The 17,769-nt window shown below is 48.2% G+C and carries 17 protein-coding genes and 1 pseudogene; 14 read left to right on the forward strand and 4 right to left on the reverse strand.

What is annotated here, in order from left to right; translation table 11 throughout:
* The first annotated feature begins 20 nt into the window (after window positions 1-20).
* The 7 genes from C0Q44_RS07660 to C0Q44_RS07690 all read left to right on the forward strand — a co-directional run bounded on the left by C0Q44_RS07660 (window position 21) and on the right by C0Q44_RS07690 (window position 7,730).
* Window positions 21-365 carry a Na-translocating system protein MpsC family protein gene (locus C0Q44_RS07660; protein ID WP_017691786.1) on the forward strand — a complete coding sequence of 115 codons (345 nt, stop codon included), beginning with the start codon at window positions 21-23 and terminating at the stop codon, window positions 363-365.
* Between the two features lie 372 nt (window positions 366-737).
* Complete coding sequence (locus tag C0Q44_RS07665) at window positions 738-1,808, forward strand: ABC transporter substrate-binding protein (RefSeq protein WP_105407644.1); 1,071 nt, start codon at window positions 738-740, stop codon at window positions 1,806-1,808.
* A 120-nt stretch (window positions 1,809-1,928) separates the two neighbouring features.
* Window positions 1,929-2,867, forward strand: coding sequence for a nucleoside hydrolase (locus C0Q44_RS07670; RefSeq protein WP_105406731.1), 939 nt, complete (start codon window positions 1,929-1,931; stop codon window positions 2,865-2,867).
* A 221-nt stretch (window positions 2,868-3,088) separates the two neighbouring features.
* On the forward strand, window positions 3,089-3,910 hold the full coding sequence (locus C0Q44_RS07675) for an ABC transporter permease (protein ID WP_105406732.1): 822 nt from the start codon (window positions 3,089-3,091) through the stop codon (window positions 3,908-3,910).
* A gap of 4 nt (window positions 3,911-3,914) precedes the next feature.
* Window positions 3,915-4,706 carry an ABC transporter permease gene (locus C0Q44_RS07680; RefSeq protein WP_105406733.1) on the forward strand — a complete coding sequence of 264 codons (792 nt, stop codon included), beginning with the start codon at window positions 3,915-3,917 and terminating at the stop codon, window positions 4,704-4,706.
* Between the two features lie 18 nt (window positions 4,707-4,724).
* Window positions 4,725-5,783 carry an ABC transporter ATP-binding protein gene (locus C0Q44_RS07685; protein WP_105406734.1) on the forward strand — a complete coding sequence of 353 codons (1,059 nt, stop codon included), beginning with the start codon at window positions 4,725-4,727 and terminating at the stop codon, window positions 5,781-5,783.
* 192 nt (window positions 5,784-5,975) lie between these two features.
* Entirely contained in the window at window positions 5,976-7,730 is a 1,755-nt protein-coding gene (locus C0Q44_RS07690) for an adenine deaminase C-terminal domain-containing protein (protein WP_105406735.1), read from the forward strand.
* 95 nt (window positions 7,731-7,825) lie between these two features.
* On the opposite strand, the gene C0Q44_RS07695 is transcribed toward C0Q44_RS07690, so the two are convergent.
* The 3 genes from C0Q44_RS07695 to C0Q44_RS07705 form a co-directional block, all read right to left on the reverse strand.
* On the reverse strand, window positions 7,826-8,014 hold the full coding sequence (locus tag C0Q44_RS07695; RefSeq protein WP_105407645.1) for a hypothetical protein: 189 nt from the start codon (window positions 8,012-8,014) through the stop codon (window positions 7,826-7,828).
* A gap of 41 nt (window positions 8,015-8,055) precedes the next feature.
* On the reverse strand, window positions 8,056-8,487 hold the full coding sequence (locus C0Q44_RS07700) for an SMI1/KNR4 family protein (protein WP_105406736.1): 432 nt from the start codon (window positions 8,485-8,487) through the stop codon (window positions 8,056-8,058).
* A 152-nt stretch (window positions 8,488-8,639) separates the two neighbouring features.
* Window positions 8,640-8,861 carry a hypothetical protein gene (locus C0Q44_RS07705; RefSeq protein ID WP_258166206.1) on the reverse strand — a complete coding sequence of 74 codons (222 nt, stop codon included), beginning with the start codon at window positions 8,859-8,861 and terminating at the stop codon, window positions 8,640-8,642.
* A 299-nt stretch (window positions 8,862-9,160) separates the two neighbouring features.
* Here C0Q44_RS07705 and C0Q44_RS07710 point away from each other — a divergent pair, with 299 nt between their 5' ends.
* From C0Q44_RS07710 to C0Q44_RS07720, 3 genes are all read left to right on the forward strand, one after another.
* Window positions 9,161-9,898: an HAD family hydrolase gene (locus C0Q44_RS07710; RefSeq protein WP_105406738.1), complete on the forward strand. Its 738-nt coding sequence runs from the start codon at window positions 9,161-9,163 to the stop codon at window positions 9,896-9,898.
* 397 nt (window positions 9,899-10,295) lie between these two features.
* Window positions 10,296-10,775, forward strand: coding sequence for a Dps family protein (locus C0Q44_RS07715; protein WP_105406739.1), 480 nt, complete (start codon window positions 10,296-10,298; stop codon window positions 10,773-10,775).
* A gap of 128 nt (window positions 10,776-10,903) precedes the next feature.
* Window positions 10,904-12,118, forward strand: a complete 1,215-nt coding sequence (locus C0Q44_RS07720; RefSeq protein WP_105406740.1) for a nitric oxide synthase oxygenase — start codon at window positions 10,904-10,906, stop codon at window positions 12,116-12,118.
* 48 nt (window positions 12,119-12,166) lie between these two features.
* Here the strand turns inward: C0Q44_RS07720 and C0Q44_RS07725 are convergent, their stop codons facing one another.
* Window positions 12,167-13,570 (reverse strand): MFS transporter, encoded by a 1,404-nt coding sequence (locus C0Q44_RS07725; RefSeq protein ID WP_105406741.1) that lies wholly within the window; start codon window positions 13,568-13,570, stop codon window positions 12,167-12,169.
* 256 nt (window positions 13,571-13,826) lie between these two features.
* Here C0Q44_RS07725 and C0Q44_RS07730 point away from each other — a divergent pair, with 256 nt between their 5' ends.
* From C0Q44_RS07730 to C0Q44_RS07745, 4 genes and pseudogenes are all read left to right on the forward strand, one after another.
* Window positions 13,827-14,936 carry an ABC transporter ATP-binding protein gene (locus C0Q44_RS07730; protein ID WP_105406742.1) on the forward strand — a complete coding sequence of 370 codons (1,110 nt, stop codon included), beginning with the start codon at window positions 13,827-13,829 and terminating at the stop codon, window positions 14,934-14,936.
* A pseudogene (locus C0Q44_RS07735) lies at window positions 14,926-15,758 on the forward strand (ABC transporter permease). The gene C0Q44_RS07730 and the pseudogene C0Q44_RS07735 overlap by 11 nt, the downstream one beginning before the upstream one ends.
* Window positions 15,733-16,539, forward strand: a complete 807-nt coding sequence (locus C0Q44_RS07740) for an ABC transporter permease (protein WP_105406743.1) — start codon at window positions 15,733-15,735, stop codon at window positions 16,537-16,539. The pseudogene C0Q44_RS07735 and the gene C0Q44_RS07740 overlap by 26 nt, the downstream one beginning before the upstream one ends.
* Window positions 16,536-17,609, forward strand: a complete 1,074-nt coding sequence (locus tag C0Q44_RS07745; RefSeq protein ID WP_105406744.1) for an ABC transporter substrate-binding protein — start codon at window positions 16,536-16,538, stop codon at window positions 17,607-17,609. The genes C0Q44_RS07740 and C0Q44_RS07745 overlap by 4 nt, the downstream gene beginning before the upstream one ends.
* Window positions 17,610-17,769 lie beyond the last annotated feature (160 nt).

The following is a 17,769-nucleotide window of genomic DNA, read 5'->3' on the forward strand; positions in this document are numbered from 1 at the left end:
TAAGAGATGTGGGTGAGTTCATGGAACTACTGGACAGCAATGAGAGCAAGAAGAAGATGTGCCAGTATTATAACGAAATTTCGAAGGAACTGTTCGGATTTGGCACCACTCTCCTGAGAGTGACCATTGACCAGAATATTGTGACCTTCTACGCGAAGCACCGCCGTTCGCCGCGCTCTGATGCCCTGGAAGGGGAGGCCCCCGGCTTAAAGCTGGAAGTGGACTTCCGCATGTCTGTCTTATATAAGAAGAAATTCCGGGAGAAGCTCGAGCAACACATGGGTTTGCCAATTGAAGCGATATTGAGGGATTATGATGCGTCCACCCAGTGGGCGATCACGAATGTGATTCTGGAACAGGCCTAGGATGGATCGGCAGGATTGATTCTTGCGGTAACAACCAGAGGTATGATTTGGATTCATGATCAGGTTCCGTACAATTTCATATGATGGCGTCTGTCTTCGGATTGATTCTGAAGCAGAAACCGATGATGTACCGGCAGCGGGTGTCGCTTTCCTTTGTTTACGAAGAAAAGTGTTCTTGTTTATACAAGAGCACTTTTCTTTTTGTTTTTTTTCATACGAATCAATTTCATAACTCATTAAATTTTCGGTTTTGTAACTAGATATAGACAAAATGAACCGTTTTGATCTACATCTAGCCTTGATTGAAGCAACTAAAGGTATTATGAAATTGATTCATACACATCACATATATCAGGGGGAATCAGGATCATGATGAAAAAGTGGATTAGCGGTTTGGCAGCAGTGGCAATGACATCGGTATTACTTGCAGGTTGTGGCAGCAGCACGGATGATGCAACAGGCGGATCAGGTAGTGGGGGAACAGCAGCGACCAAATTGGTCATCTCCACTTGGGGCTTCTCGGAAGACTTCTTCAATGAAAATGTATTTGGTCCCTTTGAAAAAGAACATAATGTGGACATCGTGCTCGAAGTCGGCAATAACGCGGAACGTCTGAACAAAATCCGTCAGGGTACATCGAATGTTGATGTCATCTACCTGTCTGACTACTATGCACAACAAGGTATTGATGAAGATCTGTTTGAGAAAATTGACCGCTCCAAAATTCCAAATGTAAATGACATTTATGATATTGCCAAAGCACCACTTGGGGAAGATTATGGCCCGGCCTACACGGTGGGACAACTCGGAATCGCTTATAACCCCGACCTCGTTTCCAAAGAAGTGACTTCATGGAGTGACCTGTGGGACCCGGCGTTCGAGGGTAACCTGACCATCCCGAATATTACGGCAACGGCAGGCCCAATGGTTGTGGATGCAGCTTCCCGTGTAGCCGGAAACGATACGTTTAATGAAGATGCGGCATTTGCTGAACTGAAAAAACTGAGCGGCAACGTGGTGAAATTCTATAGCCAGACGTCCGAGTTCGTGAACATGTTCTCCCAAGAAGAGATTGCTGGCGGACCGATCATGGAAATGTATTTCAAAGATTTGAAAGCAGCTGTACCTAATGCGAAGTTTGTAACACCTAGCGAAGGTGCATATGCGGTAATGAACACGATCAATGTCGTGAAGGGCAGCAAAAATAAAGAGCTGGCTGAAGAGTTCATCAACTGGCAGCTCAGTCAGGATGTACAAGCGAAATCTGCCAAAGCCAAAGTCGATTCCCCGGTGAACACCAAGGTTGAACTGACTGCTGAAGAAGCAGAAGGTGTGACATATGGTGCTGAAGTCGTTGAGAAGCTGAACAAGTTGGATATGAAATTCGTGAATCAACAGGTCAAAGGCTGGACGGATCGTTGGAACCGTGAGATTGCACAATAAAACAAGTAGCCGACTGACTTAAAAGTTATCTTTGGTCTATATAGGTTCAACTAGTCTTTAGTTGAACTTATATCATTTGCAGCAAGCAAGCCATATCACGGCAATAGGAGTTGAGAACATATGAGTGAAGTGCGTAATCGCATTATTCTAGATGTGGACACGGGCATAGACGATGCACTGGCGATTTTGCTGGCGGTCAAAAGCCGGAAGCTGGACATTCTCGGCATCACCACGGTCTGTGGTAACGTATCGCTCCAACAGGCCACAGAGAATACATGTAAAATTCTTGAACTCGCGGGTGCAACAACCATTCCGGTGATTGCCGGAGCATCTGGACCACTCACCCGCAAGTCGCATTATGAACACCGGGTACATGGACAGGACGGATTGGGCGGCGCGCTGCCTGATCCTGCCGTGTCCAAGCAAGCAGAAGACGGTTTTGCGCCGGACTTCATCGTGGAGCAAGCCAAGCTGTACCCAGGTGAGCTGACATTGATCATGACCGCTCCATTAACGAACCTGGCACTGGCCTTAATGAAGTGCCCTGAATTACCTTCTTTATTGAAGGAAGTCATCTTCATGGGTGGCGTTGTTCGCGGACATGGCAACATTACACCAACAGCTGAGTACAACACGTACGCTGATCCAGAGGCCGCACGCATCGTGCTACATGCAGGCATCGAGAAGCTTACGCAAGTGGGCCTAGATGTTACACGTCAAACCCTGCTGGATGAAGCAGCAATCGAGCGGCTAACTGATCCTGCACTGCGCGCATACGTGGCTCAGAGCACGGAGATCTACATCAACCGTTATGAACAAATGAACGGTGTCCGGGCTTGTGCCCTGCATGATCCACTGGCCGTCGGCGTAGCACTTGCCCCCGAACTCGTTGGACGCAAATCATATTACGTGGATGTCGAAACCGCCAGTCGCCTGTGCGATGGTCAGATGGTATGTGACTTCCAAAATCGTCTGGGCGAGCAGCCCAACACCTTCGTATGCGAAACCGTAGACGCGGAAGCTTTCCTTGAACTATTTATCAACGCATTAAACGCGTAGTTATGATAGTTAAATTCATGTATTACACAACAACGTAGTGACAGAAGAAAGCTGGAGAAGCGAAGCGTTCGCCTTTATCCCCGGATTTTACCTTTTTAATAAAGGATCAAAAAAATCTGGGGATAACAGCGATCGAAAGGTTCTTCTGGCGCGGAGTGAGCTAGTGTAAAGTTGTGCTTTAACGTGTGAATAAAACCATTTTAAAAGTCAGGAGTACAGCGATGAAGAAATCAGTAATCTACTGGCTATTGCTGCCGGGGTTCGTGTTTTTGGCGGCATTTATGATCATTCCGATTGTCCTGACGATCGGGTCGACGTTTTTCCAAGAAAACTCCTTCACGTTTGAAGGATACATGCATTTTTTCAGAGACCCTTACTTCTTGAAAATATTGCTTACGACGCTACAGGTCAGCGTGGTCACCACCATCGTCTGTGTGGTGCTCGGATTCCCGACAGCTTATTATATTTCACGGAAAGCACCGCGCCGCAAAGGCATTTTGCTGGCTCTGGCGATCTTCCCGCTGTTAACGAGCCCAGTCGTGCGCTCGTTCAGCTGGATGATCATTCTTGGACGCAAAGGGCTGATCAATAATACCCTCGTTGGATTGGGCATCGTGGACAAGCCACTGGATATTTTGTACACACCAGCAGCCATGATGATCGGCCTGACACACCTGTTCCTGCCACTGATGATTATCTCTCTGGTGGGCGTGCTTGAGAACATTGACGGTGACCTGCTCAAAGCAGCACAAAGTCTTGGCGCATCCCGCATCACAGCATTCCGCCGGGTCGTATTCCCGCTGGCTGTGCCAGGGCTTGTGATCGGGGCCGTGCTTGTCTTTGTCGGAAGCCTGACAGCCTATACCACACCTGCCCTTCTCGGAGGTAAACAGCGTGTAATCGCTACGTTCCTGTATCAGAACGCCATGACCCTCAACGACTGGTATCTGGCCTCGGTTGTTGCTGCAATTATGATTGTGATTACATTTGTCGTGGTCGCTGTCATGAACAAAATGGCCAAAACTTTAAATCCGAAGGGGTAGACATATGCGGGAGAAACATATCGGGCTGGGCCTGTTCAGTCTGCTGGTCTTTATCTTTCTGCTGGGCCCGCTTCTGATCATATCGGTCACTTCATTTGAACCGGGAACGGTACTCAAATTCCCGCCGGAGGGTTTCTCCTTCCGGTGGTACGAGAATATTTTCAACACAGGCGGATTCCTCCGCACATTCCAGACGTCCATCATCATCTCCCTGCTGGGGAACTTGCTGGCGCTGGTGCTCGGAGTTCCGGCTGCCTATGCACTGAGTCGCTACGATTTCAAAGGCAAGTCTGTGCTGAATGCCCTGTTCCTGTCCCCGGTACTCATTCCGGGAATCGTGCTTGGTTTTACATTAATGAAATACCTGATTGTGATCTACCATCTGCCGATGTATATGGGTCTGCTGATCGGTCACACGATTATTATGCTTCCATTTATCATTCGAGTTATCGCTTCGAGTCTGTCGACCTTTGACTTTGCGGTGGAAGAAGCGGCACTGAGTCTCGGCGCGGGACGGGTAAAAACGTTCTTCACGATCGTGCTGCCTAACATTCGTTCCGGTATCATTGCGGCTGTGCTGATTGCCTTCCTGGAATCGTTCAACAACGTAGATATATCTGTGTTCATGACCGGACCGGGAGTAAGTACGTTGCCAATTCAAATGCTGACGTATGTCGAGAATTATTTTGACCCAACCATTGCGGCCATTTCCGTGCTGTTGATGGTATTGACCGGATTCTTAATGTTCGTGATCGAACGGATCATGGGCGGATTTTCATACTTTACGAAACGTTAATTGGAGGCGCAGAACGCTATGGCATTGCTAACATTAGACCACGTATCGGTGGCTTACGATAAGCAGACGATCCTGAAGGATTTTCAGTTGGAGCTGGAAAAAGGTAAGCTACTCTCCCTGCTCGGACCGAGTGGTTGCGGCAAAACAACTACGCTGCGCCTCATCGCCGGATTCCTGGAAGCATCTCAGGGCAAGTTTATGTTCGGCGGCAAGGACTACACGAAGGTTCCGGCGAACAAGCGGAATTTCGGATTTGTATTTCAGAGTTATGCGTTATTCCCGCATCTGTCTGTCTATGACAACGTGGCCTTCGGCCTGCGGATGCGCAAGGTGAAAGACAAGGATATCGCTTCCCGTGTGATGCGAATCCTTGAGGTGGTTAACCTGATCGGGTTTGAGAAACGTTTTCCACAAGAACTGTCTGGTGGACAGCGTCAGCGTGTGGCGATTGCGCGTGCCTTGGTCATCGAGCCTGACCTGCTTTTGTTCGACGAACCGCTCAGTAACCTGGATGCTAACCTGCGTCTCAACATGCGGGTGGAGATTCGCCGGATTCAGCAAGAGCTGGGCATTACGACGCTGTATGTCTCTCATGATCAGGAAGAGTGCTTCTCGATCTCGGATCAGGTTGCGATTATGAACAAAGGTGTAGTCGAGCAGCTCGACCGCCCAGAAACCATTTTCAAATATCCGGCAACGGAGTTTGTAGCACGATTCATCGGCTTCCATAATTTCATTGAATTCGCGGACCGTAGTGATGTAGGGGAAGTGATTACGCTACATGCGGGAGGTCGTACCTTCACGGCAACGGCGCATCCCGGAACAGCACGTCCCGGTGCACGTAAAGGTGCGATTCGCCCGGATGATCTGATCGTTAGTGGGGATACGTCTGGAGATATGGCGAATGCTTTGCCGGGGATGATCAAAGTCAGTACGTATCTCGGACGCAGCTATCAATATGTGATCGAGACGGAGTTAGGTGACTTTACAGCCAATCAGGAGATGGAAACACCGTATCTTAGTGGACAGCGTGTTAGCCTTGTTTTCCCGCAGGACAAGCTTGTACTTGTAGAGTAGTCGTGAATTCAGGCAGGGAATAACAATAGAATGAATAGCAACTAAGAAAAGCAGTAAAGAAGGTATTTCATGCCGCCAATCGGGATGGTGGCAGGAGCTTCTGCAAAGAGCAATACATTACATGAATTGCGTTGCAGGTGCACTGTCCGTCTCAATCGCGGTGAAATGCTTGTATAGAAGGAGATTATGCCCATGCGTGCAGATCAACTCATTGTAAATGTACATGTGTATAACAGTTATTATAAACGATTTGAAATGAACAACGTCGCTGTGCTGAACGGCCGATTCATGTACGTTGGGCCAGGTGGAACGGAGCTAATTCAGGCTGATGAAGTCATCGATGCGCGGGGAAGATACATGATTCCCGGCCTGATCGATATCCATCTGCACATCGAAAGTACGATGGTGACACCGGAAACCTTCTCCCATGGTCTGATTGGCTGTGGAGTCACGTCCATTGTCGCTGAACCGCATGAGATGGCGAATGTGTTCGGGCTGGAAGGGGTGCAGGAGATGATGGCTGTGAGTCGGGAGACGACGGTGGACATGTTCTATGCGATCCCAAGCTCCGTTCCAGCGACCCCGATGGAGACGACAGGTGGTTCAATTGAGATTGAGGACATGGACGTGCTGCTGGCGACCGGAGAGATTATCTGTCTGGGCGAAATCATGAACTATGTCGATGTCATCCGTGATCCGGAGTGCAAGACGAACCAGATTTTACAGCATATCCGCAAAAACTATCCCGATCTCGTGATCGAAGGACATACACCGAAACTGCTTGGACTCGATCTGCATCGACTGATCTACGCAGGTATTGATTCCGATCATACCCATCAGAGCATTGAAGGATTGCAGGCGCGGATTGCGGCAGGTATGTTTATTGAAATCCAAGAGAAATCGATGACGCCCGAAGTCATGGAATATCTGATTCAACATGATGTAGCGCAGCACTTCTGCTTCGTAACGGATGATGTGATGCCGGATTCACTGGTAGAGCGAGGACATCTGGATCACATTGTACGCAAGGCAATTCAGATGGGCATGCGACCGGAAGATGCAATCTACGCAGCAACGTCAACTCCCGCGTCTCGCATGAAAATGACCGATCGAGGTAGTGTTGCCCCAGGCAAGGTGGCGGATTATGTGTTGGTGTCCAACCTGGAGGAACTTTCGATTGAGCAGGTGTACAAAAATGGCCGTAAAGCTTATGACGACTACGAACCGTATAAGCAGGAACGGGTAACGGGCCAATTCCCGCCTCATTTCTATAAGAGTGTACAGTTGGAGCAACTAGGTGAAGCTGATTTTTCGATTCTTTTGTCAGATCCGAAAGTCAGTGGTTTGGGAGCAGGTACGGCGAATAATGTAGAGACGGTTGAAGGTCAGTATCAGTGCCGCGTGATGATGGTGAAGGATGGTTCGACCTTTGTGGAAGAACATATTGCACCTGTACAGGCAGTGGATGGCGAGTTGCTGTGGGAAGAAAGTGGTTATGCGCAGATCGCGACCTTTGAACGTTATGGTGTGAACGGTAATCGGGCACATGGATTGATTGGTGGAGATACCATCAAGTGCGGTGCGATTGCAACAACATATTCGCATGACAATCACAATTTATTGGTTGTCGGACGCAATCGTGAAGATATGATATTGGCAGCTAACAAGGTTATATCGAGCCAGGGGGGATTCTGTGTGGTGGAAGACGGCAAAGTGTTGTCCCATTTAGAGCTTCCTGTAGGTGGCATTTTGACAGAAGAACCACTCGCGGTAGTGTCTCATCAAGTGAAGGAACTGCGAGCAGCGATGTTGTCTCTTGGTTATGTACATTACAATCCAATCATGTCGCTCAGCACCCACTCCCTCGCGGTAAGCCCGGCGTTGAAAATTACGGACCATGGTCTGATTGATGTGAATGCAGGTAAGGTTGTATCGTTGATTGTATAATTAGAATAGACACATATGTCGTGATGTACATGAAAAACACCCTGTTTCTCAATAATGAGCGAGCTAGGGTGTTTTGTCTGTGCTTAATTGAATTATTATTTTAGCAACTTGTCTGGGTTCTTCACTTTAATGGAAACAACTTCGCCGCAATCCAGACAAACCGTGTACATTTTTTCCACACCGAGAGTCATTTTCTTATCCAATGGACGAAGGTTGATGTAATCCGATGCTTCTACGAAAGATGTTCCCCCGCAATCATGACATTTCTTTTCTGATATACTCATAAGTTCATTCCATCTTTTAGTCATGTGTAATTCTGTGTAAACTATATTTTTATTTTGCCTTCTAAAGTCCACTCCAAATATTTGGACACAGAAGGTGCAACCCATTTTCGGCTGTCATTTTCATGATTCCACACAAACACATCATCTCTACACGTTTCACCCCCTGTCACTGGAAAAGCAAATAAATCCCCAATTCCACTTTCTCCGAAGAAGAGCAGGTGATCAAAGGGCATATAGTAATCTTGGGAGTGGTCATCCCGATAGTGTCTGTTTTCATTCTTGATTCGATCTACTGACCAGATAAGTCCCAAATCGTAAATAGCTCTGACTCCAGTGGTTTCGAGCAATATTTCTTTTAATTCACGAGGGAACGTAATCTGTAAGGAGTCTTCCACCTTTGCAATGTCATCACCAGATGCAGGGGGACTAAACGTGTACTCCTTCGAAATGCTATGAAGATGCTCTTTCCACATGAATAAAGGCCTCCTCGCTATATTCTAACTGTCAGAAATGAATGAAACGATATGTAATTGATTGAAAAAAGAAGTCCTTCTTAACTAAAACGGCTACGGATTTTGATGTAGCGCAGTAAAGTTATGTAAGGACTACTCTTTCTAACTCCAGTTTACCAAGTTAGCCAACCGCTCGTTCGTTTATAGTTGTGCAGAAGATCGTATTGCTCGTGGTACATGAGACGATTCATTCTGGTTCGATATTGACGATAATCGTGCTTTCGATCCGGTTTGCTTTCTTTGTTGAAATGAGAGCTCTTGATTCCTTTGCGGTGATCTTGCAGCTTCTCTTTTCTTGGATCAACGAACTTTTTACTGTTTTGCAGTGTAAACATCTTCATCCCCGTTGTGCAGGGTTAGATTTGGCTAGAGAAGCCACGACCTCATACACAACTAGTAGAAGAAGATTTTTGGATTAAGAATAAGCATCACCTCTAAGTTAATGATCCTTATTTTAACATAGTTACAACTACCTAGCTGTCTGAGCGTCAAAATCAAGGATTGCTATTGGCGTTGCTCTGGACCCGAAGCTGTAACATAAAGAGTAAGCTCCTCCTTGGACGGGGAAAAGGAATAACTATATAGTAGTAAGAAGAGAATTTTGGAGCCAGGAGCAGGAGGCATAGCAACGATTATGGATAAAATGAATAATGCCAAAACCATATTTTTCGACGTGGATGATACGTTATATGATCACTTGCAGCCACTTCGTGGTGCATTGCAGGACGTTCTCGGGCTGCCAGATGATTTCGCTTATGCTGAGGCATACCACCGTTTTCGCTATTATAGCGATTGGCTATCTGCACAAGAAGACTTGTCCGCTGTACCTGAACCGGATGCCGTGGAGCGCATGCGTCGTCGCAGATTTGAGCTGACGATGGAGGAATTCAAAATCCCCCTACAGCCGGGACAGGCGGATGAACTGCAAGCTCGGTATTTGAGTAGACAGTTCGAAATTGTACCTTTTGAGGGAGCCTATGCGTTGATTCGAAGGCTTCAGGCAGAAGGGCACACGGTGGGGTTAATCACCAATGGAGAAGGAGAGCACCAGCGGCGCAAGCTCGAAGCTTTGGATGTGCTCAGTCTTGTGGACGAGCAACTCATTTTTATCTCAGGCATGACTGGTTATGCGAAACCGGACCGTAGATTGTTTGAACATGTAAGCAAAAAGTCAGGAACAAATGCCCATGCCAGCTATTATATCGGAGACTCGTGGCGTAATGATGTGGTAGGTGCAGTGGATGCGGGATGGACAGTCATCTGGTTCAACCATCGTGATGCAGAACCTGAGACCGATCATCAGCCTCATTTTGTAGTACGGAACTATGAGGAGATTGGCCACATTCTTACTTTTGAGTGTGTTCAGCAATAAAGATATTTATATTAGTGGTCGTGCAGTCCTGTCATCTTTTACAGAGGATAGGGCTGTTTTTTGTTGTATACGCTGTGAGGATAGTCGCTGTGCATTCGTATGAACCGAGGTATAAATACAAAGTGTAAGTTGGTTGTCATAAGTGCTACGCACCAAGAAGACTAGTCGAGCCACCGACGTTCTTGCCACCTTCTCATCCGCTTCCCCAGATGAAGCTCGGCTTCATGGAATCTTCATTTACAAGAGAGTGTTGAAGTCTTCCCAAAGTGTCTATGCGGTGCTATAATTAAAACAGGATTTAGATTAAGTCTAAATCAAAGTAGAGAGTTGAGCGAAACAAAGCAATCCAAAATTATAATTCAAATCTTATTTTTATATTCGAGAGGGGATAATTTCCATGAGCACAATCCAAACTACTATTAATACTGTTGCAAACAACGTCACAGCACTTCACGATGTCCTGAATCGTCAAATTGCAGGTTGGTCCGTAATGTACACGAAACTGCATCACTTCCACTGGTATGTCCAAGGACCTCATTTCTTCACACTGCATGCCAAATTCGAAGAACTGTACAACCTCGCTACTGCGAATATGGACGAGGCGGCAGAACGTTTACTCGCTATTGGAGGACGTCCTGTAGCAACAATGGCTGAACAGCTGCGTTTGTCCCCCATCGGAGAGGCACAAGGACCGTTGTCTGCTGATCGTATGGTAGATTCTGTGGTTGCTGATCTGCGCACGATGGTGGAAGTTATCCAAGAAGGTATTCATGCTGCGGGTGAAGCAGAAGATAACGCAACGGAAGATATGTTGATTGGATTCACCGCCGCACTGGATAAAGAGGTCTGGATGTTAAACGCATTTCTGGGCAAATAAGCAAAAGTCACCCAGCATCCTGACAACGATATGTAGAGTCCGTGAACAAAGTCTCCGTTCGCTTACAAATCCGGTGTGCTTGCCGTATAATGATGGCATTCAAGATGTACAGAATGGTGGAATGAACGATGCGGACAGACCTGGAACAATTGCAGGAAGAAGCTGAACGGTTTATATATACATGTTATGAAGAGCTGGGTCATTCGCGTGAAGACGCAGAGGCCCGGCTTCTTGCCGTTATGGGCGAGATCGAAGTAACGGGTACCTATGTGCACACCACAGGGGAATTGGAGCAAGGTTGCAAAATGGCATGGAGGAACAGTAACCGCTGCATCGGGAGGCTGTTCTGGGATAAATTGCGTATCGTGGACGCCCGTCATGCCGATACGGCAGGAACGGCAGCGGAAGCCGTGCTAAATCATATTCATGTGGCATCCAACGGAGGCAAAGTGATCCCGATGATCACCATCCTGCCTCCGGCTGGACCTCACGGAACCCCTGTACGGATCTGGAATCATCAGCTCATTCGTTATGCAGGATATGAGACGGAGCAAGGCATTATTGGAGATCCTGCTTCGGTGGAACTGACCAAGGCAGCAATGTCCCTTGGCTGGCAAGGCGCAGGTGGCTCTTATGATGTGTTACCGCTTATTATTCAGGCACAAGGACAATCTCCAGAGTGGTATGTTGTACCCGAAGAAGAGATTGTGGAAGTGGCCATTGAACACCCGGAACAGGTAGAGATTGCAGAGCTTGGCATGCGCTGGTATGGTGTGCCCATGATTGCCGATATGCAACTGGAGATTGGCGGTATATCGTATCCGACAGCACCGTTCAACGGCTGGTATATGGGAACCGAGATCGGCGCCCGTAATCTGGCGGATACGTTCCGTTACAACAAGCTGCCCGCAGTGGCGGCTGCATGTGGATTGAATACGTCGAGTGAAACGACATTGTGGAAAGATCGGGCTTTGGTCGAGCTGAATGTGGCTGTGCTGCATTCGTTCAAGAAGGCAGGCGTGAGCATCGTGGATCACCACACGGCAGCATCTCAATTTGCTATGTTTGAGCAGCGGGAAGAGAAGGCTGGGCGTGAGTTGACCGGGGATTGGGTGTGGCTGATTCCGCCAGTGTCTCCGGCGACCACGCATATTTTCCACAGCTCCTATCGCAATGAGCTGGTGAAGCCGAACTTTTTCCGTCAGGATCAGGCATATACGCTGAGAGATGGCATGGCATCTGCCGCAGAGCCGCGAAGCAGCGAACAGCAGCAGGATGCACAAATAGATAATCTCCAGCCTCAGGCCGGAGATGCACCGTTGAAATGCCCGTTTGCACATTAAGTTGTGCGAGCGGGTACTTTTTTGTTGTTTTATTTTGGCAAAAGAAAATCACCCCTGCTTCAAACGATACCGACTGCGCATCACGGCCTGAACTGCAATAGCAACAGCAATCAGGAGCAAATTGAACACAAACACGGTGTACAGCGATCCAACCTCTATAAGTAGCGCCGCAATTAGTGGAGATACGATGGAGCCAATCTCGGCTGTAGAGACGATTTTACCTATGACCGAGCTTCGGCTCTCGTCTGGGATATGGTCGCCAATATGCGCAAAGAATGAATCCATATAACACGCACCGCCAACCCCACCAATGAACATGCCGACGTAAACCCATAGATAGGAGGACGTGCTTAGAAATACAACGACTTCAATTCCGATCAGGAACATGCCGAACATGCAGAGCAACAGACGATCACCCAACCGATCAGAGAGATATCCGACGACGGGAGCAGCGGCAAGCGTAGAGATTCCAGCTACGGTAAAAGCCAGACTGGTGGCAAACGGGTCCCATTGCATGATGTGAGCTGCATACAGTGCGAAGTAAGTCAGAAACACAGCATAGGCGCTCATCTCCAGAAAATGTACCGTGGCGTAGCCGATAAGTTGTTGACGCCGGGTAAGCCCTGTAGTTGGGCCAGTCCTTGTTGATTCGGGATCTTGGATGGTTAGGTAGGTATCCGCAGCTTGCGTAAGCTTCGCATCAGACGTTGATGATGATAAAGGAAGTGTAGTGGATGCAGCAAAAGGGTGGGAGTCACTGGTAGTGTCATGACTTGCAATATCATCCATAGGGAGCACGGAATGTACTGAGTTGTCCAGGAGTTCTTGTGTCACCTTCGCAGAAGGATCTTCTATTAGATGATCACTTAACGTATCCCCAGATCCATGATTAGCTCTGGCTTGAGCTGTTGTCCTCATCCCCATCGCCGCACCTACCGCCATCAGGCAGCATACGGTAACGAGCAAGAAAGGTACGGACAACGGCCAATGCAGCGCAAGCCAGCCACTGATGACCGGACCGAGTACCATGCCTCCACCTTCACTGCTGCTGATATACCCGTTGTACAGGCCTCGATTGTCTACATTCCCCCCATCCCCGATGATGGAACGCACGACGACCGTAAGTCCGGTGGAAGCGAGCCCTTGCAGCAGCCGGAGTAGGCCGAACAAGACGGCAGCAGAGGACAGAGCGAAGCCACCCATGCAGACAGCCAGCAATATGAGCATGAGGATGAGAGCTTTTTTACCACCCAGCTTCTTATACATTGCTGCAGCAGGAATGCCACCAATCACTTTCCCCACATAAAAAAGCGCAAAAATAACCCCCATCATCCAGCCGGACAGGCCGAATTCTTCCATAAACAAAGGAAACAGGGGCAGGATCATGAATCCACCCATCTGACTTAGGAAACATATGGTCATTAGCAAAGGCAGGTTACGCCGAATATCCAAGAGCCAAGACTCCTCTCACATGTAAAATGGATCTAAAACGTCCTTCATTTATCCCAGAGGCATGCGTAGATAGCGACATATACCCGTAATGTATGCAGGATTTTTGAAAATAAGAAGAAATGACACATAGCGTTTACATCAAAACCATTGCGGATATACCTGAATCATATATAATAGATGGGTTGTGGATAAGAAAGCATTAGAGAAATTGTACAGACTAAAGAGGTACCTCAAGTTGAAGGGGGCGATGTGAAGCATGTCAGAACAACAACCGATTATCCGTTTCGACGGGGTGACTCAGCAATACGATCAGGATGAAGCCGTATTGAAGGCAGTCAGCTTTGAGATTGAGCGGGGTAAATTTTATACGCTTCTCGGCCCGTCAGGCTGCGGCAAAACAACCATATTGCGGCTGATTGCCGGCTTTGCGGAGCCGACACAGGGCAGTATTTATTTTAACGGTAAACTCATTAACCGGGTGCCTGCCCACCAGCGTCAGGTGAATACCGTATTTCAGGATTATGCGTTATTTCCACATTTGAATGTATTTGAGAACGTAGCTTTTGGTTTGCGGATCAAAAAAATGAAAACGACTGAAATTCACAGCAAAGTGTTGGAAGCACTCAAATTCGTCAATCTGTCCGGTTATGAGAACCGTGAAATTGGCGAAATGTCCGGTGGACAACGGCAGCGTGTCGCAATTGCACGCGCTATTGTGAACGAACCGGAAATTCTGCTGCTGGACGAGCCTTTGTCTGCACTCGATCTGAAGCTGCGTACCGAAATGCAGTACGAGTTGCGCGAGTTGCAACAGCGACTGGGCATCACGTTCATCTTTGTCACGCATGATCAGGAAGAAGCCTTGGCGATGTCCGATGAGATCTTTGTCCTCAATGGCGGCGTAATTCAACAGAGCGGTACACCGAACGATATCTATGATGAGCCGATTAACCGTTTTGTGGCAGACTTTATCGGGGAATCGAACATTGTATCGGGCAGAATGAAACAGGATTTTGTGGTGGAATTTGCTGGCGCACAGCATGAGTGTGTCGATCAGGGTCTCCAGCCGGACGAGCCTGTCGAGATTGTCATTCGTCCAGAGGATCTGGAGATTACAACCGAAGAACAAGGCAAGCTGAAAGTGAATGTGGACTCCCAGTTATTCCGCGGGGTTCACTACGAAATCTCGACCTATGACGATGCGGGCAATGAATGGCTTGTTCATTCAACGAAGAAAGCCGTAGTAGGCGCGCGAATTGGGCTGTATTTTGACCCGGAAGCTGTTCACGTTATGCGTTTCAATGAGACTGAGGAAGAGTTCGACAAACGACTCGAAGCCTACCAAGAGGCCGCTCATGCAGACTAAGGCCAGCACGCGCAATGCGTATCTGATTCCATATGTACTATGGATGGTGTTGTTCGTTGTAGCGCCGGTTCTGCTGGTCATCTATTATTCGTTCTTCGATGTAGAGGGCAACTTCACATTTGGCAACTACGCCCGGTTCTTCACACCGGTGTACATGCAGATGACGCTGAGTTCATTCTGGTACGCATTTCTGATTACGGCTTTCTCGCTGTTAGTCTCCTACCCAACGGCGTATATGCTGACACGGACGAAGCACAAGCAGCTGTGGCTGCTGCTGATCATTCTGCCAAGTTGGATCAATCTTTTGTTAAAAGCGTATGCCTTCATCGGCCTCTTCGGGACGTATGGTCTAACCAACTCGCTGCTTGAAGTGGTGGGGATTGGCACACAGCAGATTTTGTTCACCGACTTTAGCTTTATCTTTGTCTCGGTGTACATTTTCATTCCATTCATGATTCTGCCGATCTTCAATGGGCTGGAAGAGATGAATCCATCGTTGATCTACGCAGCGCGAGATCTCGGTGCCTCATCGTGGCTGACGTTCCGCCGGGTTATCTTTCCGCTGACGATTAGCGGGGTGAAATCAGGCTGTCAGGCTGTATTTATTCCAGCGCTGTCTCTGTTCATGATTACCCGTCTCATTGCGGGGAACCGTGTGATTACACTGGGAACAGCAATTGAACAGCATTTTCTCGTCACCCAGGACTGGGGATGGGTTCGACGATTGCCGTCTTTTTGATTATTGCGATGGCGATTATTATGTTCCTGACTGGATCAGGCAAGAAGGAGGTGCGTAATGGGAAGAAACGGAAAGCTGTCTAACGTCTATCTGGCCGTTGTATTCGCCATACTGTACGCACCGATTGCGTATCTGATCTTCTATTCCTTCAACAGTGGCGGCCATATGCGCAGCTTCGAAGGATTCACGCTCGAATGGTACAGAGAGGTGTTCGCCGATACACGGCTACTCATCATCGTGCTGAATACATTTATCATTGCGCTCCTGTCATCAGCGATCTCGACGATCCTTGGTGTAGCAGGAGCATTGGCCATCTACCATGTACGTCGCAAACGGACCAAGAATACGTTGCTGTCACTCAATAACGTGCTGATCGTTAGTCCGGATGTCATCATTGGTGCGTCCTTCCTGATTCTGTTCACCATGATTGGCATCAAATTGGGCTTCACATCGGTGCTGCTATCCCATATCGCATTCAGCGTGCCGATTGTTGTTATTATGGTACTGCCGAAATTGCAGGAGATGAGTCCAACCCTGATGGATGCGGCGCGCGATCTGGGCGCTGGATCGTGGCAGATTCTGACGCGTGTGGTGTTGCCATACGTGAAACCGGGTATCTTTGCCGGATTTTTCATGGCGCTCACGTACTCGCTCGATGATTTTGCAGTAACATTCTTCGTCACGGGTAACGGCTACTCTACGCTCTCGGTAGAGATTTACTCCAGAGCAAGGCAGGGCGTCTCATTGTCCATTAATGCCCTATCGACCCTGTTATTCCTGCTCACGGTGCTGCTGGTGGTCGGATATTACTTCATTAACCGTCGCGCCACGCGAACACCTGCTGGAAGGGGGCTGCGTCCATGAAGCAACTGGTACGGACATTTGCGATTGTATTCGTGGCAGCCTTTGCGCTGATGATTCTGGCTTCGTATCTGAACAAGAGTCAGGGGTATTCCGGTGGAAACACGCTAACCATTTATAACTGGGGCGATTATATCGACCCCGATCTGCTGAAGGAATTTGAGGATGAGACGGGTATTAAGGTCATCTATCAGACGTTTGATTCCAACGAGGCGATGCTGACGAAGATCGAGCAGGGGGGCACGACGTTTGATGTGGCGATCCCTTCCGAATATGCGATTAGCAAAATGAAAGAAGAGGACCTGCTCGTTCCACTCGATCATAGCAAGCTGCCCAACCTGCACAACATTGATCCCCGGTTCATGGACTTGTCCTTCGACGATGATAACAAGTACTCCATCCCTTATTTCTGGGGAACGGTAGGGGTTGTGTACAATCCCGAGCTGGTGGACGGGTTAACATTCGATAGCTGGAACGATCTATGGGACCCGCGTCTGAAAAACCAGATCCTGCTCCTCGACGGTGCTCGTGAGGTCATGGGTATGGGGCTGAACAGTCTCGGGTATTCTCTGAACGACACCAACGAAGACCATCTGCAAGAAGCATTGAAGAAGCTGTCTACACTGACACCTAACGTCCGAGCGATTGTTGGGGATGAGATCAAGATGTTGCTTGCGAATGAGGAAGCAGCGGTTGGACTCGTCTGGTCCGGGGATGCCTCGGAGATTATGGATGAGAACGAAAAGCTGGATTACATGGTGCCTGAAGAGGGCTCGAACCTCTGGTTTGATAACATGGTTATTCCTAAGACAGCGAGTAATATTGAAGGGGCACACCAGTTTATCAACTTCATGCTGGACCCCGATCATGCGGCTCGAAATACTGAATATGTCGGGTATTCCACTCCGAATGCCGAGGCGCTCAAGCTGCTGCCAGAGGACATCTCCGAGGATGAACGCTTCTATCCGGACGAGACACTGACAGGCAAGCTGGAGGTCTACGATAATCTGGGCAAAAAAATGCTCTCGCATTATAATGACCTGTTCCTGGAGTTTAAAATGCACAGCAAATAAGAGGTAAGATTCACACACTAACGAGTCCACTATGGTTTATTAGGTAGGGTCATAGCGTGTGCACAGTCGTTAGATTTGAAAGAAAAATAAAAAGGGGTGCTGTTCGTCATTTCACTTGAATGACGAACAGCACCCCTTTTTGTTACTGCTTCAGAGCAAA

This window comes from Paenibacillus sp. PCH8, from assembly GCF_002968835.1.
GTDB lineage: Bacteria > Bacillota > Bacilli > Paenibacillales > Paenibacillaceae > Paenibacillus.